18 protein-coding genes and 2 pseudogenes are annotated in these 21,116 nt (G+C 58.8%); 9 read left to right on the top strand and 11 right to left on the bottom strand.

Annotation, left to right across the window (positions count from 1 at the left end; all coding sequences use genetic code 11):
- The first annotated feature begins 29 nt into the window (after nt 1-29).
- Together DIE17_RS35320 and DIE17_RS35315 are read left to right on the top strand one after the other, a co-directional pair.
- Nucleotides 30-1,283, top strand: coding sequence for a sugar ABC transporter substrate-binding protein (locus DIE17_RS35320; protein ID WP_124489523.1), 1,254 nt, complete (start codon nt 30-32; stop codon nt 1,281-1,283).
- A gap of 85 nt (nt 1,284-1,368) precedes the next feature.
- The gene (locus DIE17_RS35315) at nt 1,369-2,124 is read left to right on the top strand and encodes an SDR family NAD(P)-dependent oxidoreductase (RefSeq protein ID WP_124489522.1); all 756 of its coding nucleotides are present in this window, start codon (nt 1,369-1,371) and stop codon (nt 2,122-2,124) included.
- Between the two features lie 82 nt (nt 2,125-2,206).
- On the opposite strand, the gene gabD is transcribed toward DIE17_RS35315, so the two are convergent.
- From gabD to DIE17_RS35300, 3 genes are all read right to left on the bottom strand, one after another.
- Nucleotides 2,207-3,688: an NADP-dependent succinate-semialdehyde dehydrogenase gene (gene gabD / locus DIE17_RS35310; RefSeq protein WP_124489521.1), complete on the bottom strand. Its 1,482-nt coding sequence runs from the start codon at nt 3,686-3,688 to the stop codon at nt 2,207-2,209.
- Nucleotides 3,689-3,857: 169 nt separating this feature from the next.
- Complete coding sequence (locus DIE17_RS35305) at nt 3,858-4,844, bottom strand: transketolase family protein (protein ID WP_124489520.1); 987 nt, start codon at nt 4,842-4,844, stop codon at nt 3,858-3,860.
- A 2-nt stretch (nt 4,845-4,846) separates the two neighbouring features.
- The gene (locus DIE17_RS35300; RefSeq protein WP_124489519.1) at nt 4,847-5,716 is read right to left on the bottom strand and encodes a transketolase; all 870 of its coding nucleotides are present in this window, start codon (nt 5,714-5,716) and stop codon (nt 4,847-4,849) included.
- A gap of 240 nt (nt 5,717-5,956) precedes the next feature.
- Between DIE17_RS35300 and DIE17_RS35295 the strand changes: the two genes are divergently transcribed.
- The 4 genes and pseudogenes from DIE17_RS35295 to DIE17_RS35280 form a co-directional block, all read left to right on the top strand.
- The gene (locus DIE17_RS35295; RefSeq protein WP_124489518.1) at nt 5,957-6,781 is read left to right on the top strand and encodes a shikimate dehydrogenase; all 825 of its coding nucleotides are present in this window, start codon (nt 5,957-5,959) and stop codon (nt 6,779-6,781) included.
- A gap of 183 nt (nt 6,782-6,964) precedes the next feature.
- Nucleotides 6,965-8,047 carry a glycerol dehydrogenase gene (locus DIE17_RS35290; protein ID WP_124489517.1) on the top strand — a complete coding sequence of 361 codons (1,083 nt, stop codon included), beginning with the start codon at nt 6,965-6,967 and terminating at the stop codon, nt 8,045-8,047.
- Nucleotides 8,048-8,108: 61 nt separating this feature from the next.
- A complete protein-coding gene (locus DIE17_RS35285) occupies nt 8,109-9,410 on the top strand; it encodes an MFS transporter (RefSeq protein ID WP_124489516.1) in 1,302 nt (433 codons plus the stop codon).
- A 187-nt stretch (nt 9,411-9,597) separates the two neighbouring features.
- Nucleotides 9,598-10,241, top strand: a pseudogene (locus DIE17_RS35280) (transposase); the annotation flags it as partial.
- An 879-nt stretch (nt 10,242-11,120) separates the two neighbouring features.
- Here the strand turns inward: DIE17_RS35280 and DIE17_RS35275 are convergent.
- Nucleotides 11,121-11,723: a hypothetical protein gene (locus DIE17_RS35275; protein ID WP_124489515.1), complete on the bottom strand. Its 603-nt coding sequence runs from the start codon at nt 11,721-11,723 to the stop codon at nt 11,121-11,123.
- Nucleotides 11,724-12,315: 592 nt separating this feature from the next.
- Between DIE17_RS35275 and DIE17_RS35270 the strand changes: the two genes are divergently transcribed.
- On the top strand, nt 12,316-13,185 hold the full coding sequence (locus tag DIE17_RS35270) for a LysR family transcriptional regulator (protein WP_124489514.1): 870 nt from the start codon (nt 12,316-12,318) through the stop codon (nt 13,183-13,185).
- A 293-nt stretch (nt 13,186-13,478) separates the two neighbouring features.
- On the opposite strand, the gene DIE17_RS35265 is transcribed toward DIE17_RS35270, so the two are convergent.
- From DIE17_RS35265 to DIE17_RS35245, 5 genes are read right to left on the bottom strand one after another with little or no spacing between them, the layout of a single operon-like run.
- Complete coding sequence (locus DIE17_RS35265; protein ID WP_124489513.1) at nt 13,479-14,681, bottom strand: L-dopachrome tautomerase-related protein; 1,203 nt, start codon at nt 14,679-14,681, stop codon at nt 13,479-13,481.
- Nucleotides 14,682-14,711: 30 nt separating this feature from the next.
- A complete protein-coding gene (locus DIE17_RS35260) occupies nt 14,712-15,002 on the bottom strand; it encodes a putative quinol monooxygenase (RefSeq protein WP_124489512.1) in 291 nt (96 codons plus the stop codon).
- 14 nt (nt 15,003-15,016) lie between these two features.
- Nucleotides 15,017-15,811: an SDR family NAD(P)-dependent oxidoreductase gene (locus tag DIE17_RS35255; protein WP_124489511.1), complete on the bottom strand. Its 795-nt coding sequence runs from the start codon at nt 15,809-15,811 to the stop codon at nt 15,017-15,019.
- A gap of 56 nt (nt 15,812-15,867) precedes the next feature.
- Nucleotides 15,868-16,722, bottom strand: coding sequence for a type 1 glutamine amidotransferase domain-containing protein (locus DIE17_RS35250; protein ID WP_260427366.1), 855 nt, complete (start codon nt 16,720-16,722; stop codon nt 15,868-15,870).
- Between the two features lie 8 nt (nt 16,723-16,730).
- Nucleotides 16,731-17,444: a type 1 glutamine amidotransferase domain-containing protein gene (locus DIE17_RS35245; RefSeq protein ID WP_124489510.1), complete on the bottom strand. Its 714-nt coding sequence runs from the start codon at nt 17,442-17,444 to the stop codon at nt 16,731-16,733.
- Between the two features lie 120 nt (nt 17,445-17,564).
- Between DIE17_RS35245 and DIE17_RS35240 the strand changes: the two genes are divergently transcribed.
- A complete protein-coding gene (locus DIE17_RS35240) occupies nt 17,565-18,479 on the top strand; it encodes a LysR family transcriptional regulator (protein WP_124489509.1) in 915 nt (304 codons plus the stop codon).
- Between the two features lie 187 nt (nt 18,480-18,666).
- On the opposite strand, the gene DIE17_RS35235 is transcribed toward DIE17_RS35240, so the two are convergent.
- Nucleotides 18,667-19,521: a LysR substrate-binding domain-containing protein gene (locus DIE17_RS35235; protein ID WP_059619746.1), complete on the bottom strand. Its 855-nt coding sequence runs from the start codon at nt 19,519-19,521 to the stop codon at nt 18,667-18,669.
- A gap of 105 nt (nt 19,522-19,626) precedes the next feature.
- On the opposite strand from DIE17_RS35235, the gene DIE17_RS35230 reads away from it, so the two are divergent.
- Nucleotides 19,627-20,331 (top strand): haloacid dehalogenase type II, encoded by a 705-nt coding sequence (locus DIE17_RS35230; protein WP_069707191.1) that lies wholly within the window; start codon nt 19,627-19,629, stop codon nt 20,329-20,331.
- Nucleotides 20,332-21,039: 708 nt separating this feature from the next.
- Here DIE17_RS35230 and DIE17_RS35225 read toward each other — a convergent pair.
- A pseudogene (locus DIE17_RS35225) lies at nt 21,040-21,116 on the bottom strand (ABC transporter ATP-binding protein); the annotation flags it as partial.

Here is a 21,116-nt window from a genome sequence, read left to right as displayed (position 1 = left end):
CATCCAACAATATTATTCAGGAGACTGAAATGAATGTTGCTCGCAGAGCACTCGCCGTCGCCACCGTGCTGGCGTTCGGCATCACCGCCCCTGTCCACAGCCAGGCCAAGGCAAAGATCTACACGCTTCTGCCGAATACGGCACTGTCCGGTGTGGTGGATCCGGCCCTGCCCGATCGAACGGCGGTCCGCAAGGCATGGCCGAAGCAGCCGGCCAATCCGAACCAGCTAAAAATAGGCTGGACCGACATCACGCTGGGCAATCCGTGGTTCGTTGAGCTCATCAAGGGGGCACGGCAGAGTGCGGCGAAATACGGTTACTCGATCGACGTGCAAGTGGCCGACGGCGATCTGCAGCGCCAATGCGCGCAGATCGACAACTTCGTCACGCGCAAAATGGACGTCATTGTGGTCGATCCGACCGATACGCTAGGTGTGTCCGCATGCATCAATCGCGCCGTCGATGCCGGCATTCCGGTCGTCACCGTCGGCACCACGCCGGACGCGAGCGCCCGAGTGCTCACCACACTGCTTGGCAACCCCTATGCAAGCGGTTTCGAGGTAGGCCGGTACGTGGCGAAGGAGGCAGGCAAAGACACGCCGATCGACGCAGCCGTCGTCATCGGCGTGCTCGGAAACTCGACGTCGGAAAGCCGCATCAACGGACTGATCGCGGGCATCGTCGATCAGCGCATGCGCGAGCGCACCACAAGCGCGAGCCGAGAGGACGCCATGTTGCGCGGCTTCGAACTGTTCCAGACCTTGAAGAAAACCGGCAAGCTGAGCGCCCCGGACATCAGATTCAACGTACTCGCGCTGGGCGTAGGCAAGTGGACCGAGGAAGGCAGCCTCGCAGCAACTGAAGATATTCTCTCCGCGCACGGCAACAAGCTGAATTTCATCCTCTCCGAGAACGACTTCATGGGGCTCGGCGCATTGCGCGCCGTACGAAACATGGGCAAGCAGGGGAAGATACGCATCGCCGATGCAGCCGGCGGTTACCGTGGAGAGCTTGACCAGATCAAGAAGGGCAACATCCTCGTGTCCGGCGAAAACTCCGGCGAGCAGACCGGTGTGGCTGCCATCGAATTCATCCACAACGCGTTCACGCGGCGCGTCGATGCGAACAATCTGCCCATGGGCTCCGGTTTCCCGCCGGCAATCATCACGCAAGGCAACGTCGACCAGAAGATCGATCCGAATCCGGCGAACCTCTTCTACAAGTACACGATTCCGCCCGTCCGGTCGATTTCGGAGATTCGGGCGCAAGGCACAAGCAACTAATTCGTTTCGCTTTGTTCCGCATGTAATGCAAGGGCGTGCACTGCCTTGGTCCGCACGCCGCGTACTTTCACTGGAGATTCACTTCATGAGCTTTGACACCGACAGTTTTCGCGACAATCTTTTTACAGGACGGCACGTGCTCGTTTCCGGCGCGACGAGCGGCATCGGGCTTGCCATCGCGCGTGCGTTCCACCGACTCGGCGCGCATACCATCGCCACGGGCTCATCCGCAACGAAGCTCGACGCGCTACGCAACGAGGCGTCGCTGACCGGCCTGCGTTTTGCCGCGCTGGACGTGCGCAGCCACGGCGAAATCGACGCATTCTTCGGCAGCCTCGGCCGCCTTGACGTGCTCGTCAACGCGGCCGGCGTCGCTCGCCCGCGCGACGAATACGCGGATGATGTGTTTAGCGATGTACTCGACGTCAACCTGCGTAGCGTAATGCGCGTGTCGCAGGCCGCACGCCCGCTCCTCGAACAGTCGCGCGGCTCGATTGTCAATATCGCGTCCATGCTCAGCTACCTCGCCGACGCCGACGTACCGGCCTACTGCGCCAGCAAGACCGGCGTGGTCGGTCTGACTCGCTCGCTGGCCCATGAATACGGGCCGCGCGGCGTGCGCGTGAATGCGATCGCTCCCGGTTACCATCGAACCGACATGACGCGGATATTCTGGGAATCGGAAGAGTTGTCGCGCAAGATCGTGTCGCGTTCCGCTCTCGGTCGCTGGGGCGAAGCAGGGGATCTCGCGGGCGCGGCGGTGTTTCTCGCGTCACCCGCCGCGGCTTTCGTGACCGGGGTGACGCTGCCCGTCGACGGAGGATATGTGTCCGGCTTCTAGTCCGATTCGATACGGCGTTCGAAGCCGATCAGCCAAAAACGGCCGCCCGTGGCGGCCATTTCCTTTTCCGCACGTTCGGCGATCAGGCGATGCCGCCGAAGCACAGATACTTGATCTCGAGATAGTCGTCGAGGCCATAACGCGATCCTTCCCTGCCAAGGCCGCTTTCCTTGACGCCGCCGAACGGCGCGACTTCGGTCGACACGATTCCGTCGTTGATGCCGACCATTCCGTACTCGAGCGCCTCCGCGACACGCCACACCCGCGCGATATCACACCCGTAGAAATACGAAGCAAGCCCGAACGGCGTATCGTTTGCGAGCGCGATGGCTTCCGATTCCGTCTTGAACCGGAAGATCGGCGCAATCGGGCCGAACGTCTCTTCGTCAAAGATGCGCATGTCGCGTGTGGCGTCGGCCAGGATAGTCGGCTCGAAGAAATTCGCCCCCTGCGCAGCGCGCTTGCCGCCGGCCACGACACGTGCGCCCTTCGCGAGCGCATCCTGCACATGCTCTTCGACCTTCGAAACGGCAGCGGCATCGATCAGCGGCCCGATCGTGACGCGTTCGTCCAGGCCGTTGCCGACCACCAGCTTGCCGACGGCCTCCGCGAGTCGCGCGACGAAGCGGTCGTAAATGCCATCCTGCACGAGCAGGCGGTTGGCGCACACGCAGGTTTGACCGGCATTGCGATATTTCGACGCGATCGCACCGCGCACTGCCGCATCGAGGTCGGCATCGTCGAACACGATGAACGGTGCGTTACCGCCTAGTTCCATCGATGTCTTCTTGACCGTTGCGGCACACTGGGCCAGCAGTTGTTTGCCGATTTCCGTCGAGCCGGTAAACGACAATTTGCGCACGAGTGGATTCGACGTGAGTTCCGCACCGATCTGATTCGCTTTGCCCGTCACGCACGAAATTACTCCGTACGGAATACCGGCGCGTGCGGCGAGCACGCACAGCGCCAACGCACTGAACGGGGTTTGACTCGCAGGCTTGAGTACCATCGTACAGCCGGCAGCCAGCGCCGGCGCGAGTTTTCGCGTGAGCATCGCGGCCGGGAAGTTCCATGGCGTGATGGCCGCACAGACACCGATGGGTTGCTTCAGTACGACGATTCGCTTGTCGCCGGCCGGCGACGGAATCGTGTCGCCATAAACCCGTTTGCCCTCTTCGGCGAACCACTCGACAAACGACGCCGCGTAGTCGATTTCACCGCGGCTCTCGTTCAGCGGCTTGCCCTGTTCGAGCGTCATGATTTTCGCCAGATCGTCGCGATGTTCGCGCATCAGCTCGTACCAACGGCGCAGCAACGCGGCGCGCTCCTTTGCCGTTTTCGCACGCCAATGCGGCAGCGCCTGCGCAGCCGCATCGATCGCGCGGCGTGTCTCGACCGTGCCCATCCGAGGGACCGTGCCAAGCAACGCGCCGGTTGCCGGATTGAACACGTCAATGGTCGTGCCGTCATCGGCCGCGCCCCACTCACTGCCGATCAGGCACGCGTCTCTCAACAGATCCATATCGCGCAGCTCCGCGCCGCGCCAGCCATCGTCATTCAACATCGCTACTCCCGTTTATCAGAACCGGCGCGAAGTGGTGGCGCCCGAGTTCCGATGTCGGGAGATGGCTTCGCGAGCCAGCGCGTCGCTGCCACCCTTCGCGTACCGTAAACACCTCGATTACCGCGTGCCGCCCGCGATACGGTGAGCTGTTTTGCGGGCGGCTGGCACGTCAGGTCGCCTTCGCGAGCGCGGCTCGCGCAACGCGGGTGATCCCGGGACCGTCGAGTTCGTAGTGCGCATACAGATGCGTCGGCGGTGCGATCAGGCTGTACTCGTCGTAGATTCCGTGCCGCACGAGCCGCACGCCGAGCCCCTCGTCGGCCAGGACCTCGGCCACCGCCGCACCCAGCCCGCCGATCACGTTGTGCTCTTCGACCGTGACGAGCACCTTCGACTGTCGCGCCGCCGCGATAATGGCGTCACGGTCGAGCGGCTTGATGGTCGGCATGTCGATCACGCCCGCCGAAATTCCTTCCGCCCTCAGATTGTCAGCCGCTTCGAGTGCACCGGCGACCGGCAATCCGCAGCCGATAATGATGACGTCGCGTCCCACCGAATGAACGATGGCTTTGCCGATCGTGAACTCGACACCATCCTCATAGACTTTCGGATCCCGCCCGCGTCCGATGCGGAAGTAGATCGGGTCGGGCCACGTGGCCGACGCGCGGATCGCGGCGGCGAGCTGCGCGCCGTCGGCGGGCGAAATGACGGTCAGATTCGCAATCGCGCGCATCGTCGAGATGTCTTCCGTTGCATGGTGCGAGGTACCGTAGAAGCCGAGCGAGATGCCGGTATGGTGACCCACGAGCCGCACCGGCAGCTTGCAGTACGCGACATCCATGCGAATCTGCTCGCAGCACAGCAGGCCGAGAAACGATGCGAAGGTCGCGACGAACGGCATGAGGCCCGTGGTCGCCATGCCGGCGGCGGCGGAAACCATGTTCTGCTCCGAGATGCCGAATTGCACGTAGCGCTCCGGGAATTCGCCGGCGAACTTGTTCAAGCCGTTCGAATACTGGAGATCGGCGGAGCCGGCGACGACGGGATGACCTTCGCGCGCGAGATCGATGAGCGCATCGGACAGATAGTCGAGGCCAGGATTGCGCGCGTTGAGCGCGCGGTACTGCCACGAATCGGGATTTTGCGGAGTAGACATGCTTAGATCACCTTGCTCTTGATTTCTTCGATCGCCCGTTGCGCGTCATCGGGTGCCAGATAGCCGAGATGCCAGCCGGGTTCGGTTTCCATGTACGACACGCCCTTGCCCTTGACCGTCTTCGCGATGATGCAGACCGGCTTGCTGCGCACCGGGTCGGCCTTCACACGACGCAGCAGCGGCACGAGGGCGGTCAGATCGTGGCCGTCTACTTCATGCGTCTCCCAGCCGAAGGCGCGCCACTTCTCCGCAAGCGATTCGATACCGATGACGTCGTCGACCTTGCCGTCGAGTTGATAGCCGTTGCGATCGACAATCGCGATGAGGTTCGAGAGGCGGTGATGCGCGGCGAACAGCGCGGCTTCCCATACCTGCCCCTCCTGCATTTCGCCGTCACCCAGCAACGTAAAAACCTTGAAGGGGCTGCCTGCCATCTGCGCCGCCTTGGCCATGCCGGCACCGTTCGATAGCGCGTGGCCGATCGACCCCGAGCTGAAATCGACGCCCGGAACCTTGGTCATGTCCGGATGATCGCCGAGCGGATTGCCGAGACGGGTGTAGCCATCGAGCGTCTCCCGGTCGATGAACCCGTAGTCCGCAAGAATGGGAAAAAGTCCGACGGCCGCGTGCCCTTTGCCCATCGTGAACCGGTCGCGATCCTTCCATTGCGGGTTGCCGGCACGCAGTGCCATGACGTCGTAGTAAAGCGCGGCAAAGATTTCGGCTGCGGAAAACACCGACGTGTAGTGTCCCGTCTTCGCGATTTCTATCAGACGAATCGTCTCGAGGCGGACGAATTGCGCCTTCTCGCGCAACTGCGCGAGCGTCTCCCTGGAAAGCGCCTGATCGCTCTCCTGCAATGCTGTCGACATAGAGTCTCCTATTGGAACCTGAAAGGAACGAGGCGAGCGCGGCAAGACTCGGCATTCCGCCTTCGTTTCATACATGATGCATCATATATCATGATAGCGCAATGATCGACGCGCCCTGTCTTCTGTTGTCGATGTGTACGCGTTGCATTCCGGCAATCATGAATCGCGCTCCGCAAATTGACCTTGCCGTATCGCCCTCAAATGATGCATCATATATCTTCAAACAACACGGAGACACGCATGATGACCACTCCACCCTCCTCGCCCACGGTCAATGGCGAAACACAGGTTATCGTCCTGATGGCGTGGCCGTCCGCTCACGTCCGGACGCCCACACTGTTCAATGCCCTTTGCGCGAGGAAGAACATCAACGCGATCATGGTTCCGTGGGCCGTGCGTCCCGAGCATCTGACGCAGGCATGGGACGGACTGCGGCACATCGCCAATCTGGCCGGTGTCGTGCTCACTATTCCGCACAAGCAGGCGGCGGCAGAACTGTGTGAGGAACTCGATGGCGACGCATCGTTGCTCGGCGTTGTGAACGCGGTCCGCCGCAACGCGAGCGGCAGTTACACGGGGCGAATGTATGACGGTTCCGGTTTTGTCGCCGGCATGCTGCGCGAGGGCATCGCGCTCGCGGGCAAGCGCGTGCTTTTGCTTGGCGCAGGTGGAGCGGCGACTGCCCTTGCGTTGGCACTGGCGCGCGAGGGCATTGCACGGCTGACGATCGCGAACCGCAGTCGAGAAAAAGCAAGCGACCTGGCGGCACTCGTCGGAAAGGCAGTGCCGAACTGCGAGGTAAAAGCGGGCAGCGACGAGCCAGGCAATCACGACATCGTGATCAACGCAACGTCGCTAGGTCTGAAACCTGACGACGCGCTGCCCTGCGACACGTCGAAGCTGACGCCCGCAATGGTCGTCGCTGAGGTGATCATGCAGCCCGCGGTCACGCGGCTTCTGGTAGAAGCTGAAGCGCGTGGCGCCCGCACTCACCGTGGCGAACACATGGTTATGTCGCAACTCGATCACTTTGTCGAATTCCTGCTCACCACCGTGAATGCGTAAGGCTGAGGCTGGCGTCCTTGTCGCCCAACGTCTCAGCGAGCTCGCCACCCAGATACGCGGTCCTTGCAAGCAAACCGATCGGCGATTCCGGCACGCTTACTGCACCCTAGTCACTGATGCATCCCATGAGATTCATCTGTTCAGGATTCCATATCTAATTCTATTCGACCGGTACTCGAAATCATGACTGCACTCATTTTTGGCTCTCCGGGCCGATACATCCAGGGCGACGGACTCCTTGACGATATCGGTCAATACATTCGCGAATGCTCGGAGCGTGCGCTGATCCTTTGCGACTGCTTCGTGAAAGAACAGTTCGGATCGCGAATCGCGGCCTCGTGCGCCGCGCACGAAATCGACGTACGCTGGATTGCGTTCAGCGGTGAACTTACGGATCGAAAGATTCGCGAGCTCGAGCAGGCCGCGCATTCGTTCGACCACGAAGTCGTTGTTGCGATCGGTGGCGGCAAAACGCTCGACGCTGGAAAGGCGCTTGTCGATGCTGCACATTGCGCGTTGATCACCGTGCCCACCGTTGCATCGAACGACTCCCCAACTTCCAAAAACTATGTGGTTTACGACGAGGATCATCAACTCGCGGCGGTCAGGCACTTGCGGCGCAGCGCCACGTACGTGTTGGTTGACACAACGTTGATCGCGCAGGCGCCGACACATTTTCTGCTTGCCGGCATCGGTGATGCGATCAGCAAATACTTCGAAGCAGAGCAGTGCCTGCACAGCGACGGCAAAAACATGTTCGGCGCCAGGCCGTCCTACTCTGCGTACGTACTCGCGCGCGAGTGCTTTTCGATCATTCGCGCCCACGCGGAGACGGCGCTGGCCGAGCTCAAGCACGGCCGCACTGCTCCGGTATTCGACCGGCTTGTCGAAGCCGTCATTCTGATGAGCGGCCTGGGCTTCGAAAGCGCGGGGCTATCGATCGCGCACTCGATGACGCGTGGCCTGTCCCGGCTCGAAACGTCGGCGCGGGCACCACACGGCTTGCAGGTCGCGTACGCGCTGCTCGTTCAACTACATCTCGAACGTCGAGCACCGGACTTCATGCGCGACATGATCGGCCTCTATGCGCGCATTGGTCTGCCGGTCCGCTTGTGCGACCTGGGTTCTGGCGTCGTCACTCGCGAGCACTACGAGACCGTCGCTCGCTTCACGTTACAAGCACCCTACTCGGCAAATTTCGAGCGCACGCTCGGCATCGCGGACATCGTCGCGGCAATGGAAGCCATCGACCACGCTACTGCCTGAGCCCACAGGCAGCGCGAACCGGGCGCGAAAACATTTCCCGCGACAATAAATTGGAGACTTCATGACTTACCTTTCTCATCTTTCCTCGTCGTCGCGACGTGCCACGTCGCAACCTTCATCTCATCGGCGATCCTTGATCGCGTCCAGCCTCGGCAATTTACTCGAATGGTTCGACTGGACGGTCTACACGGTCGCATCGGTCTATATTGCTGGCGCGCTGTTCGATAATACGAACAAGACATCGTCGCTGCTCGGTACGCTGGCCGTATTCGCTGCAGGCTTCTTCGCCCGCCCGTTGGGTGGCATCGTATTCGGCGCGATCGCCAACCGGATCGGGCGCCGCTCGGTACTCTTGAGTACGATGCTCCTCATGGCGTTCGCGAGCCTTCTGATCGCGATCATCCCGCCATATGACGCAATCGGCAGTTGGGCCTCGGCTGCATTGCTGGTAGCGCGACTCGTGCAGGGTGCGGCGCACGGCGGCGAAACAACTGCGTCCTACGCCTACGTTGCCGAAATCGCTCCTCCGGCGCAGCGTGGTTTGTGGTCGAGTGCCGTGTTCATTTCGGTCGGCGCCGGCTCGCTGCTTGCCACCTTTTTTCTTGCGTCGCTCACGGCGTTCCTTTCACCGAACGCCATGCAGGACTGGGGATGGCGGGTGCCGTTCGCGTCAGGCGGGTTTCTCGCGATATTCGCGCTATGGCTGCGCCGCAATATGGTGGAGAGCATCAGCGTTGACGCTTCGACTAACGCCCGTCATAAACCGTGGCCACGGGCCAAGGTCGTGCGTGAAGGCTTGAAGCTGTTCGTGTATGAGGCCGGTTCGACGCTTACCTACTATACGTGGGTAACGTCCGCGGCCATCTATGCAATCAGTGTCAAGCACATGGATCCGCACCGCGCGTTCGCAATGAGTTGCATTGCCCAGGTGATCTATCTGATCGCGCTTCCGCTCATTGGACGCCTTTCCGATTTCACAGGACGCAAGGTTACAACGCTCATCTCGCTACTCGGCATCTCGATCACCATCTTTCCGCTCTGGAGCTTGATTTCCAGCGAGCCGTGGACGTTGCTTGTCACGCAATCGGTCGGGCTCGTGCTCGTTGCATTTATCACCGGGAGCAAGCCTGCAGCCATTTCGGAACAAGTGCCGACACGCTACCGCACCCGTCTCTTCGGCTTCTTCATTTCACTTGCGGTCGCATTCTTCGGCGGCACCGCCTCATATCTGAATGCATGGTTGTATTCCATCAACAGGGGGCAGCTATTCAATGTCTATCTTATCGTGGTGGCCCTAGTCGCGAGTTGCGCCGTGCTGACATGGAAAAACAACACCGGGGTAAAGCTGGACGATATCGAATGAGCTTGGATACCGACCCTGATCTAGGAAATAGTCAGGGTCAAAACTGGAGAAATTCGACATGACGTGTCCGACTGGGACACGAAGGCCATGTCATGAAGACGAGCAAGTTTACGGAAGATGACCTGCCCTGGAATTTTCGGACCAGTTGAAACTTGAGAGAATGGCTTCCAACGGAGAAAAGGAAGTCATGAAGAAGAGCCGGTTTACCGAAGAACAGATGGTCACCATCCTGCGCGAGGCGGACAAGGCGCCGGTCGCGGAAGTTGCGAAGAAGCACGGGGTCAGCGAGCAAACCATTTACAACTGGCGACAACATTTCGGCGGGCTGGAGGCTGCCGACGTGAAGCGGCTCAAGCAGCTCGAGCAAGAGAATGCGCGGCTGAAGAAGATGCTGGCCGAGCGCGATCTCGAGCTGGACGTGATGAAAGAGATCAACGCAAAAATGTATGGTCCGCCCGACGCCAGCAGGTCACCTACGCGAAAGCACGGGGCCTGTCGGAGCGACGTGCGTGCGCGCTGATGTCGGTCGCCCGATCGGCGCTGCATTACGAATCGACGCTGGCCGTGCGGGACGCGCCGGTGCTGGCAGCGATGAGCATTCTGTCGGCGCAATATCCGCGTTATGGTTACCGCCGCATCCAGATCTTTCTGGAGCGGCAAGGTCACCCGATGAGCGCCGACCGGGCTTGGCAGCTGTGGCGTCTTGCCGGGTTGCAGGTGCCGCGCAAGCGACCCCGTCGACGCGTGTCGGTCCATCGCCCTCGGCCGCAGCCGGCGACGGCGGCACGACACGTTTGGGCGTACGACTTCGTATTCGACGCGTGCGCCAACCGCCATTCACGCGCGTACTCGTCGATCACCGCTAGTCACTTCAACTGCTGGTTCGCCGTTCTGCGCGAACAATCTGGCCCCGCACGGCCGATCGCCCCTCGACGAAAAAGGGGCGGCGCCTGCCAGGGCCTTCGTCCAAGTCAATACGGTATCGGTGGCAACGAGCAACCCTTCGGCGGGCCGTCCCCGACTCGGGGCGCGACGGTATCTCTTGTCGCACACATGAAAGCACGGTGATACGTCACCATATGGCCCTTCCATGTTGAGAATGTATAGTCGTTATCCCATCGCATTTCGTAACGATAAGGTCCACAGCCCCACTGAGTACACGTCGGATTCTGCCTTTTTCCCGTCGCCCTCCAAACACCTCTATAATCCGCCGCCGGAATGTACTTATCGAGCGCGATTATCATCGCATACGCCGTAGATCCGGATGGCACATAGATTGTTTGCCCAATGGTGAAACTCTGCTCTTGCGTCACGGCCTGACTATAGGAGGCACTTAGGCCGCCGCCTTGGCTTTTGAAGGTCGGGGATAAATCGATACCGATCGTCCACTGCCTCGTGATCGACGTGCTACGGCCTTCTGTCTTGTTCGCTGTGCATCCACTATTCGACGGCGTACTGCAACTGAGCGTAAATTCTGGATAATATTTTTGGACCCTCCACACCCAATACGTTCCTTGGGCACCTTGATTGGAATAGTACGAAATATACGAATTATTTCGATCAGCGGAAATCGTTGGGTCCGTCACCCACTTCGTTGTTCCGGTAGCGAGAGCGTGACTATTTTGGGAAAGCAAGCCCAGGCAAGCCGCGAGCAATGTTGCCAGAACGGCATATCGAGAGGATTCAATTTTCATTCGATTCACCCCGCAATCATTGCGTTTTTTGTTTAATCAACGAATCGCTTCCGCGTCGCCCGAGTTTGGGCAAGAGCGTGGCCAACTCATCTCGCTCTGCGGCATCAAATGCGAGTACGCCTACCCCCTCATCCGGCGCCCCCTTATACAGCAACGCAACCGCTGCTTTGCGCCCGACATGGGCCAGTTCGATACTGAGATCGAGAACGCGCTGTTGACTATCGGCACTCCCCGATGAATCGATGATTATCAGATAGCCTTCGTTCAGCGCACTGGATACTTTCTCTTTATAGCGACCGAAATCTTCATCTGCGTTCACAATCACCCCGTCAAATTGATTCTGAATTGCGGGATTCACCGAATCGCTGGACTGGATTGTTGCAGAATGGCCAAGTTCTTGCATTGCAATCCCCATGGATCCACTCGACAAGTTGACCCATGCAGATTTTCTTACGGAATAGTCCTTATCGATCGCGACGGAATTTTTCCCGGCGGTCGAAAGGGAGTTCGATTCGAACTGCTGCCCGGATGCAGACTGCTGCGTCAGCACACTGGCAGGAGAACCTACAGCTCCGTCATCCCCTCCACACGCACTGACCGCAAGCGACGAAATTCCCATGAACAACGCAATGCGCCACCTCATCCGACACCCCCAAATTCATTGAAAGTTTCTAAGTTTCAAATAATCACCCACAATAAAACAACCAATACATCAACACACCGCACCATTACAGCGAATCGATATTTGCAAAAAGCCGCATCGAATACCGTGCAGCGGGTCCGATTCGAATAATTACCTCGGAAGCACCACCGGGCCGTGACGCCACCCCGCACGACCATACCTCATTCTTGACTCCAATTTACAACCCGCAGCCTAACTCGCCTCATTTTTACGAGGAAATTAAATATCTCGATAAGTGTTATTAATTATAATAATATGCCTCTCATGCACACCAGCTCAGCCATTCCACATACAATCATGATCGACTATTTGAATATGTGAAGATCAAAAACTCCCATTTTATTCATCAAATGCCAAACAGCCTTACCCCCAGCCACCACATGCGATTCGCGACAATTCCATGGATGGTGCTCCAAGCAAGACGGAAATCTTGATCCGCCGAGCAAAACTATTGTTCCGCGCCGCCGAATGACAATCATCAAGGAAATGAATTACTGTTTCTAATTCCGAGATTCAGCACATCCCGATAATGATTGACCTCGATCTATTAAACACCCTGCTGTGCGTCGTCGAAGAGCGGAACTTTACGAGAACCGCGGAGAGAATCCACAAGACGCAATCCACAGTAAGTCAACAAATATCGAGGCTCGAGAGATCACTTGGACACACGTTGCTCGTCCGTGATAGAAGTGGTAACAATGTTGTCGTCACGGAACAGGGTGAAATATTGGCGACCTACGCGCGTCGTCTTATTGAACTTGCCCAGGAAGCAAAAAACGCTCTTGCGGCCAACCGGGATTTGATTCAAATTCGAATTGGAATACCCGAAGATTTTCGGGTCGACCGGATTACGCAAGTTCTTTCCGGATTCGCCTGTATAAACCCGTCCATTCGACTTGAAATAGCAAGCGGCATGAGTATTGATCTGCATGCGAAGCTTGCTGCTGATCAGCTTCAACTTGCCTTGGTAAAACGGGAACCCGGAACGGGGGCGTGTGTGGCGTCTTGGCCAGAGTCCGTCGTCTGGGTGACAAACTGGCAGACTGTCACGCCGTACGACGTGTTGCCATTGGCAGTCTTTCCTCGAGGATGCATCTACAGGGCACGAGCGGTATATGCTCTCAAAAAAGCAGGAATACGATGGAGAGTTGGTTTCGAAAGTCCCAGCTTGACCGGAATTCAAGCCGCGGTATCTGCCGGCTTGGCCGTTGGCGTATTGCCAAGATCTGCCGTCTTGCCCTCCCATCGAATCCTGTCGTCCTCCGATAAGCTGCCCGATTTACCGGGGACCGAACTTGCCTTAATTGCAAAAGTGAATCCAGTCAGCTTTGAACAACGTCCTCTCGTAATTTTTCTTTGCAGTGAAATCGAAAAAATCCTAGACGATCAGGAAAATTAAAGGAATGATGGCGTAAGAGATCAGTCTATTCTCCGATGATCAACATCCTCTCGCGGCGATGAATCAGAGCGCCGGAGAATGATCTGAAACAGCCACGGTTTCGACACAAGGCATAAACGGACTCGTATCGGATCGCCGAATTTAACTGCGCAATTTCAGGTTGCTCAGGCACATGGCTTTCAGCACCCTTCGCCGTCACACCAGGAGCCAATGCCGCAAGCGCACACGCCGTTCTATTCTCGGTTGGCCATAAAACGGCTGTCGCCCAATACAGATGCAGCCCCGACTCCCAATTACTTGCCGCCGATCGATATCCGCCATAACTCGTAGCGCTCGTGACCGTTTGGGACCAGACCTGCGACATGGTCACTCAGCGCGCTCGACGTGAAGACGAGATCGCCGGTCGGAAGCAGAGCCGGAGTGTCCGGCCAATGCACGCCATCGTCGGATGCGATCAACGACATCGATTTCGTGCCCGGTTCGTACTTCACGATGCCATTGTGCGTGACATCGGTAATGTAGAGCACACCGTGCGAATCCGTCACGATTCCGTCCGTGTTGCCACCGACAGCACCAAGATCACGAATCTCCGTGGCGATCTGCTCATCTGTCGCACCGCGCAGCCTAAGAACGGCGGTCGAAACCGAACGTGCGCGTGTTCCTGTCGTCACGGTCCAATACAGCGTCGCACCGTCCGGCGACAGCGCGATACCATTGATACCTATCAGCAGCGGCTTTTCCGGCCATACTTCAACGCCATGGGAGACGACCTTTACCCCAGCTTCGACCTGCAAATACGGATGCCCGTCCAGCACACGTCGCGCCGTGCCTGACGCAAAATCGGCGACGATCAGTCCGACCTTGTTATGCGGTGAACTGCGCGAGCCACTGTCGGAAACATACGCGATGCGCCTGTGTTCGTCGACGACGATGTCGTTGAGGAAGCTGCCGGCACGATCGGCCACACCGTCGAGGGCGATGCGCTTCACGATTCGTCCGGATTTCAAATCGAACACCACGATTTTCTGGGCTCCAGCAGGTGCCTCCGATTCCCCGGCAACGAACCCCATGTCAAGTGCCCAGAGCCAGTCGTTTTTCCGATCGACGTAGAAGCCCAGCACGTTGCGCAAATGCTCGCTCGGAGCAGTTGCTGTGGAATTGCCTTCCATTGACGGAAATGGCGTCAGTCGCGCCGGGCCGGTAGTTGCCCGAGTATCCAGCCTGCTTAGCGTCGCCGGTGTCGACGCGGCGACGAACCGCGGGGTACTCACATATGCGGTACCGCGTGCGTCGAAATGAAGCCCGGCAATCGGCGCATTGACCGAGCCAGCGAACGGCGCGGGATCCCCACCGTCTTTCGGAATCTCCCAACTTACTCCGGCGTAGCTTCGCCAGCGTTCAAGCCGGGTATCGGCCACCGCAGTCGCTGCGGTCGCGCAACTGATGAAGGCAATTGCGAAAGCAAATGGCGTAACTCGACTCAAGCGCTCGAACATGATGAAGGATGGTGAATTCGTTAGATGCGGTTATGCGACTTGATGCAGATGCAGCAATTTGAAGGTTTCGATCCATTGACCGGCGGTCGCGCGGAATGCGTCCATCAGCGGGCTGCGCATGTGGTACTCCCACGACGCGCGGTCCGCCCATTGCTCAAAAAAGACGACCATCCCCGGCTGATCCAGCGATTCATGCAGTTCGTAACTGAGACAGCCGGGCTGGTGGCGCGCCATCTCGACGAGTTCCTGCTGGGCTTGAACCAGCGCCGCTTCGCAACCGTGCTTCGCCTCTACGAGTGCGACAATGACGTGGGCTGACATATCGAGGCACCTGTTCACAGAATCGACCGAAAAGTGCCGCCTTCGACGCGCACCGCAGCACCGTTGGATGCGGCACCCAAAGGACTGACCAGCAACGCCACTATGGCGGCAATCTCGTTGGCCTCGATCATGCGGGCGATCAGTGAACTCGGACGATACGTGTCGAAGAAGTGGGATTCGATTTCCGCATCGGTCATATCGGGTCGTGGCGCGGTCTGCCGCAAATACGCGACGATGCCTTTGGAGCGCGTAGCGGACGGCAGTACGCTGTTGACGGTCACACCCGTACCCTTCGTCAGTTCGGCCATTCCGCGCGAGACCGCGAGCTGGGCCGATTTGCTGACACCGTAGTGCACCATGTCCGGCGGCGTGAACGCCCCGACTTCGCTGGACATGAAGATGACACGCCCCCAGTTCTTCGCAAGCATGCGAGGAAAGTAATGACGTGACAGCCGTACGCCCGACATGACGTTGACATCGATCATTCGCAGCCATTCGTCATCAGTGATCTCGGCGAAGGCCCTGGATTCGTAGTAGCCAAGGTTATTCACGAGAATATCCGTATCCGGCTGCGCTTCGATCAGTTCCGCGACACCTCGCTTGCCGCTCACATCGGCGACGATTCCGCGCACGCTGCCGCGGTGCGCGGTAGCGGATATCTCGGCGACGGCGGTGTCGAGTTTGTCACGCTGACGCCCGGTGATCGTGACCGACACACCTTCGCCGGCCAACGTTCGTGCAATGGCCATGCCGATGCCAGCGGTGGCGCCGGTGACGATGGCAGTTTTACCTTCAAGTTGCAGATCCACCGTTTGCTTCTCCCTTGCTCGTCGAAGGACCGGCTACGCCGGTCCATTGCGTGGCATTACTTCAGCCGCTTCAGCATCTCGCCCGCGACGTCGAGTGCGGAGGCCGGATTCTGACCGGTGATCAATTCGCGGTCGGTCACCATGTGCGCGGTAAATGGCACCTCGTTGCTGCTATAGATGCCGCCGGCCTGCTGCAGCGCGGTCTGCGGATAGAACTTCATCACTCCGCCGCCAAGCAGTCCTTTTGCCTGCTCCTCTTCCGCGTTGCTGATCACCGTCATGCGGTAACCGGAATAGATCCATTTCGGGTAGCTGCCGCTCGCGTTCCCCGAGGCGAGCTTTCGTGCAAAGCCCTGTGCATCGGGCAGGGTCGACAGCAACGCAATCGGACCATGACAAACGAGCGCCGTGGTCTTGCCGCGCGCGTGAAAATCGGCCAGCAGTCGGCCCACCGCGGGGCTGGTCAGAAGATCCTGCATCGGCGCGTGGCCGCCGGGAACATAGACGGCATCGAAGTGCCCGTAACCGATCTGCTCCACCCGCGACAGACTGATCACGGGAGAGTGCGAGCGCGACGTGATTTGCAGCTTGTCGAGCAAAGCCTGGTAACCGCGCATCGCCTTTTCGTCGCCGTTGAAGTACATCTTGTCGGCAGACGTCGCATCCATCGTGGGCGCGTTGCCCTCGGGCGTGGCGAAGGTCACCTGGTGGCCGGCATCAAGCAAGGCTTTCACGGGCTGCATCAGTTCGTTCAGGTAGAAGCCCGTCGCGAAGACCTTGCCGTCCTTCAGATCGAGGTGATCGGAATCCGACAACACCACGAGCACGTTGGCCGCGTGAGCGCTGTACGCTGCAATGCCGAGCATGGCGGCAACGGCGAGCTTGCGCATCGAATGCATAGCGTTCTCCATGGGGAATTTCAGGCCTGCCCTGAGTGATTCAGCAACAGATAACGGATCGCCGCGCCAACGCCGGAAGCCGACTGCGGGTTCTGGCCGGTCACGAGACGTCCGTCGACGACGACCTTCGCCGTCCAATTCGGTACGGGATGGTGATGCGCGCCGCGCTGTGTCAACGTGCTCGCGAGCAGGAAAGGCACGACGCGATCGAGTTGAACCGCGCGCTCCTCGTCATCCGTGAATGCGCTGAGGTTCTTGCCGGCGACCAGGTACGTTCCGTCGCCGAGGGTCACATCCACCAGCGCGGCGGGGCCATGACATACCGCGCCGATCACACCGCCTGCCTCATAGACCGCGCGAGTCACCTTTTGCACGTCGGGATTGCCCGGAAAATCCCACATCGCACCGTGACCGCCTGCAAAGAAGACAGCCGCATATTTCGACGCGTCGACATCGCCCAGTCTCTGCGTGTGGCGCAGCGCGTCGCGGAAAGCACTGTCGTTCCAATAGCGCGCGTTGACTTCGTCCGTCAGGTCAAGCCCGTCGACGGGCGGCTCGCCGCCCAGAATCGACGCGAATTCGACCGGGATGCCGGCCGCGTCGAGTTCGGCAAGCGGATGCGTCACTTCGCCGAGATAAAACCCGGTCGGCTCGCCGGTCGAGCCTTTCGTCGCGTGGCTCGTGAGTACGAACAGCACGGACAAGTCCTGCCGGTCGCGATGTTCACTATTCATGGTTCGCTCCTCGATTTCAGTGGGTGACCCGACGACGGATCACAATGCGCCCACTTTATTTGGCTCAATGGAGGAGATAAACTGAGTCAGAAGTAAATCTTCTGTTCTCCGGAGGACAAGATGGGGCGAAGATTCGACCATCTCGGTGATGTGGAAGCGTTTGTCACGGTAATTGAAAAAGGCTCGATGACCGCCGGCGCGGTGGCCTTAGGCAGCACACCTTCGGTTCTGAGCCGAGCTATCACGCGCCTGGAGACTCGGCTGGGTGTGCAATTGCTGCGTCGTTCGACCCGACGGTTGAGCCTGACGGAGCAAGGCAGGCTCTATCTGGAACAATCGCGCGCAGCGTTCTTGTTGATCGACGATGCCGAGCGCGCCATTCAGGGGCAGGACGGCGCGCTGACAGGTCATGTCCGGCTCAGCGTACCGACGACGTACGGACACTATCGTCTGCCACCGCTGCTTCGGCAGTTCACGCAGCAACACCCGCAGGTTCGCGTGGAGTTGAATATCGCGAACCGGAACGTCGATCTGGTGGCCGAAGGTTTCGATCTGGCGATCCGGCTAGGCGCATTGCCCGACAGTGGACTGGTCGCGCGCAAGCTCGAAGATGCAGCGTTATGCCTGGTAGCGTCGCCCGATTACATCGCCAATGCTGGCATTCCGGAAAACGTGGCCGATCTGGAGCGCCACCTTTGCTTGCCTTTCATGCTGCCCAGCAGCGGCCGTATCGCACCGTGGGTGTTCCAGGACGGCGGTCAGGACATCGACTGGCTGCCGCCTTCGAACGTCGCGGTCTCCGACGATGTGCTGGGTGTCGTTTCAATGGCGCAGAGCGGCGCCGGCATCTGCCAGACCTATGATTTTATTGTTCGGGACCGGATTCAGGCCGGAACTCTCGTCGAACTGCTGCCCCACCTCCGTGGCCGCACACGGCCGTTTTCTGTGATTTATGCGCCTCATCGTCGCTTGTCTGCGGCATCACGGGCCCTGATCGACATGCTTGTCGCGTCTACCCCCGATTCATCCAAATGAAAGCAGAATGATGGTTGATGGACTCTCAGCGCTCAGCACGGGTTCGGGAAATTCGAACGGCTCACTGATTGCCACGGTTGAACGACACCAATGAATGCAAGTGGCGTAGCGGCTTCATGCAACGATTCGAAGCACGTTGAAATCAGCCTGAAGCCCGCATGTCTTGAGGCTTTTCGTATTCGGGCGGTTACGCGCGTTTGATTTGCTTGATCAAAAAATCGACCATATCTCGCTGTGCGTTGTCAAGAATATCGCCGGTGCCGACTAGCGCAAGCTCTGACGGTGGCAATGGAGGCAAATCGGTGCAGACTCGATGCTCCGGCAAGATCGCAGACTTCGGTAGCACCGAGATAGCCAGACCTGCGGCGACCGCTGCCTGAATCGCAGTAAGGCTTTGGCTGCCAAACGCTATGCGCCAGGCACGCTGCGCCTTGTCGAGACTGCGGATCGCCCGCTGACGGTAAATACATCCGTGGGGAAAAAGCGCAAGCGCGATCGGCTCATCCGAATCCGGCTTCGGGGGATCAGCATCCCGCCCCCGCACCCAAGCAAGCGACTCCGGCCAAGCCGCGAAGCAGTCGCCTCTGCCGGGTTCCCGCTTGACGAGTGCTAGGTCTATTTCCCTCGCGGCAAGCTTGCCTTGCAAATCCGCGCTCATACCCGCCGACGTTTCAAGCCTCACATCCGGTCGGACCTTCAGAAAACCCGAGAGTATTGCCGACATGCGCCGCGCATCGAAGTCCTCCGGGACCCCGATTCGAACCGGCGAAAGCTTGACGTCGCGCTGGAGCACCTCGCGGGCTTCCTGCGACAACGCCAGCAGCCTCCGCGCGTACTGCGCGAGCAAGACACCGTGTTCGGTGGCAACGACATGATTCCCCGAACGGTCCCTGAGCAGCAGCGGGCGACCTACCGACTCTTCCAGCTTTCGCACCTGCTGGCTAACAGTCGACTGCGTGCGATGAACACGTTCGCCTGCACGAGTGAAGCTGCCTTCATCAACGACGCAAATCAGCGTCTTCAGTAGCTCGAGATCAAACATGGTCAGTCATTTGAAATTTAAATATCCATGATTTTATTATCTAATTTCTAAATATGAGACCTTCTGCCTATGATGCGAATGTCTTCTAGCCAAACAGGAACAATGATGTCACTGAAAGATACGAGTCGGCCACAATGGCTGACATTCGACTGCTACGGCACGCTCATTCAATGGGACGAAGGTTTGCTGGCAGCGGTACGCGAGATTCTTGGAAAACGGCAGGCAACGGAGGTCGACGCATCCAGATTCATCGAGGTTTACGACCGGTATGAACATGAGCTCGAGCAGCAATCGCCCCACCGCACCTTCCGTCAGGTTTCCGGCCAGGGCCTTCGACTTGCGCTGGAGGAATTCGGGCTTGCCGGGAGCGAAAGCGACGCCGCAGTGCTGACTTCGAGGATTGCGGCGATGCCACCGTTTCCCGAGGTCGTCGGCACGCTAGGGAAGTTGAAAGCAATGGGATACCGTCTGTGTATTGTCTCGAATACGGACGACGACATTATTGCAGGCAACGTAGCACAACTTGGCGGCTATATCGACAGGGTCATTACTGCACAACAGGCCGGGGCCTACAAACCAGCACGTCGGCTGTTCGATTACGCGCACGAACAGCTTGATGTATCGAAGGACGACGTTGTTCACATTTGCGCCAGCCCGCATCTGGACCATGCAGCGGCGCGAGACATCGGATTTCGTTGCGTGTGGATTGATCGAGGCACGGGTCGAAAATTGCTGCCGGACTACACTCCAGACGCGACGTTACAGACGCTGCACGAAGTACCGGAACTCTTTGCTACGCTCGACTGGTAGTCCATTGTCCCGTTACCCCGATCACGGCTTGCCCAAGTGCATGCAATATTGCCGGAAGAAGCGACGCGTTCCGATCGGGGTACATCACACACGCTTCTCATCATCGACATACTGATCGCGGTCCGGCACATAAACCCTGATCCCAGAACGACACGTAACGATTTGCATCCGGTGACCCGAAACGTCGACGCTGAATCCCGACGCAAATCAGGATGACTCTCGCTCCAGGACTGCCCCGCTCCACCACCCATCTTGCTCCGCTTCCGACACCGGCAAGAACCCGTTGGTTTCCCAAGATCACTTGTCGGACCGGCCGCTGAAAAACTTGATCGGCATGGTGCCGGTCTACTTGGTAAGGCGACTGAGACTTCTCTCTTTGAGCCGTTGAAGGGCGCTCAGGTCGGATCCTCTTGCTCCCGATGCCAAAGGTCGTGGATGCTTTGCTTGCAACGCGCTCCAACTTCCAACGATGGCCTCAAGCTCAGTGCGCTCCAGCACAAACGCATTCTGCCGACTCATGCGGCTGGATCATCTGCATGATTGGTCCCGGTACTGGCCTCGACACATCCGATCGCAATCAGTCGGTTCGGTCGATGCGAATGTCCGGACTTTCAGGACACGAAGGCGTGAGAGGCAAGTCGTGTGATATCACTCCCTGCATTGCTCGTTTCGACCAGCATCGTCGGCATGCCGCACTTGTTCACGAGGTTACTCACCCAGATACGCAGCCCGCACCTTCGGATCGTCGAGCATCTGCTTCGCGTCGCCTTCCATCGTGACCGTGC

It is taken from the genome of Burkholderia sp. Bp9099, from assembly GCF_003857805.1.
Classification (GTDB): Bacteria; Pseudomonadota; Gammaproteobacteria; order Burkholderiales; family Burkholderiaceae; genus Burkholderia.
Note: the sequence above shows the minus strand (reverse complement) of the source record. Positions and strands in the feature narration are given on the sequence as shown.

What these genes read in the sequence shown, in the direction of transcription:
- DIE17_RS35320 (WP_124489523.1), top strand. Translation starts at nt 30, where the DNA reads ATGAATGTTGCTCGCAGAGCACTCGCCGTCGCCACCGTGCTGGCGTTC.
- DIE17_RS35315 (WP_124489522.1), top strand. Translation starts at nt 1,369, where the DNA reads ATGAGCTTTGACACCGACAGTTTTCGCGACAATCTTTTTACAGGACGG.
- gabD (WP_124489521.1), bottom strand. Translation starts at nt 3,688, where the DNA reads ATGTTGAATGACGATGGCTGGCGCGGCGCGGAGCTGCGCGATATGGAT.
- DIE17_RS35305 (WP_124489520.1), bottom strand. Translation starts at nt 4,844, where the DNA reads ATGTCTACTCCGCAAAATCCCGATTCGTGGCAGTACCGCGCGCTCAAC.
- DIE17_RS35300 (WP_124489519.1), bottom strand. Translation starts at nt 5,716, where the DNA reads ATGTCGACAGCATTGCAGGAGAGCGATCAGGCGCTTTCCAGGGAGACG.
- DIE17_RS35295 (WP_124489518.1), top strand. Translation starts at nt 5,957, where the DNA reads ATGATGACCACTCCACCCTCCTCGCCCACGGTCAATGGCGAAACACAG.
- DIE17_RS35290 (WP_124489517.1), top strand. Translation starts at nt 6,965, where the DNA reads ATGACTGCACTCATTTTTGGCTCTCCGGGCCGATACATCCAGGGCGAC.
- DIE17_RS35285 (WP_124489516.1), top strand. Translation starts at nt 8,109, where the DNA reads ATGACTTACCTTTCTCATCTTTCCTCGTCGTCGCGACGTGCCACGTCG.
- DIE17_RS35275 (WP_124489515.1), bottom strand. Translation starts at nt 11,723, where the DNA reads ATGGGAATTTCGTCGCTTGCGGTCAGTGCGTGTGGAGGGGATGACGGA.
- DIE17_RS35270 (WP_124489514.1), top strand. Translation starts at nt 12,316, where the DNA reads ATGATTGACCTCGATCTATTAAACACCCTGCTGTGCGTCGTCGAAGAG.
- DIE17_RS35265 (WP_124489513.1), bottom strand. Translation starts at nt 14,681, where the DNA reads ATGTTCGAGCGCTTGAGTCGAGTTACGCCATTTGCTTTCGCAATTGCC.
- DIE17_RS35260 (WP_124489512.1), bottom strand. Translation starts at nt 15,002, where the DNA reads ATGTCAGCCCACGTCATTGTCGCACTCGTAGAGGCGAAGCACGGTTGC.
- DIE17_RS35250 (WP_260427366.1), bottom strand. Translation starts at nt 16,722, where the DNA reads ATGGAGAACGCTATGCATTCGATGCGCAAGCTCGCCGTTGCCGCCATG.
- DIE17_RS35245 (WP_124489510.1), bottom strand. Translation starts at nt 17,444, where the DNA reads ATGAATAGTGAACATCGCGACCGGCAGGACTTGTCCGTGCTGTTCGTA.
- DIE17_RS35240 (WP_124489509.1), top strand. Translation starts at nt 17,565, where the DNA reads ATGGGGCGAAGATTCGACCATCTCGGTGATGTGGAAGCGTTTGTCACG.
- DIE17_RS35235 (WP_059619746.1), bottom strand. Translation starts at nt 19,521, where the DNA reads ATGTTTGATCTCGAGCTACTGAAGACGCTGATTTGCGTCGTTGATGAA.
- DIE17_RS35230 (WP_069707191.1), top strand. Translation starts at nt 19,627, where the DNA reads ATGTCACTGAAAGATACGAGTCGGCCACAATGGCTGACATTCGACTGC.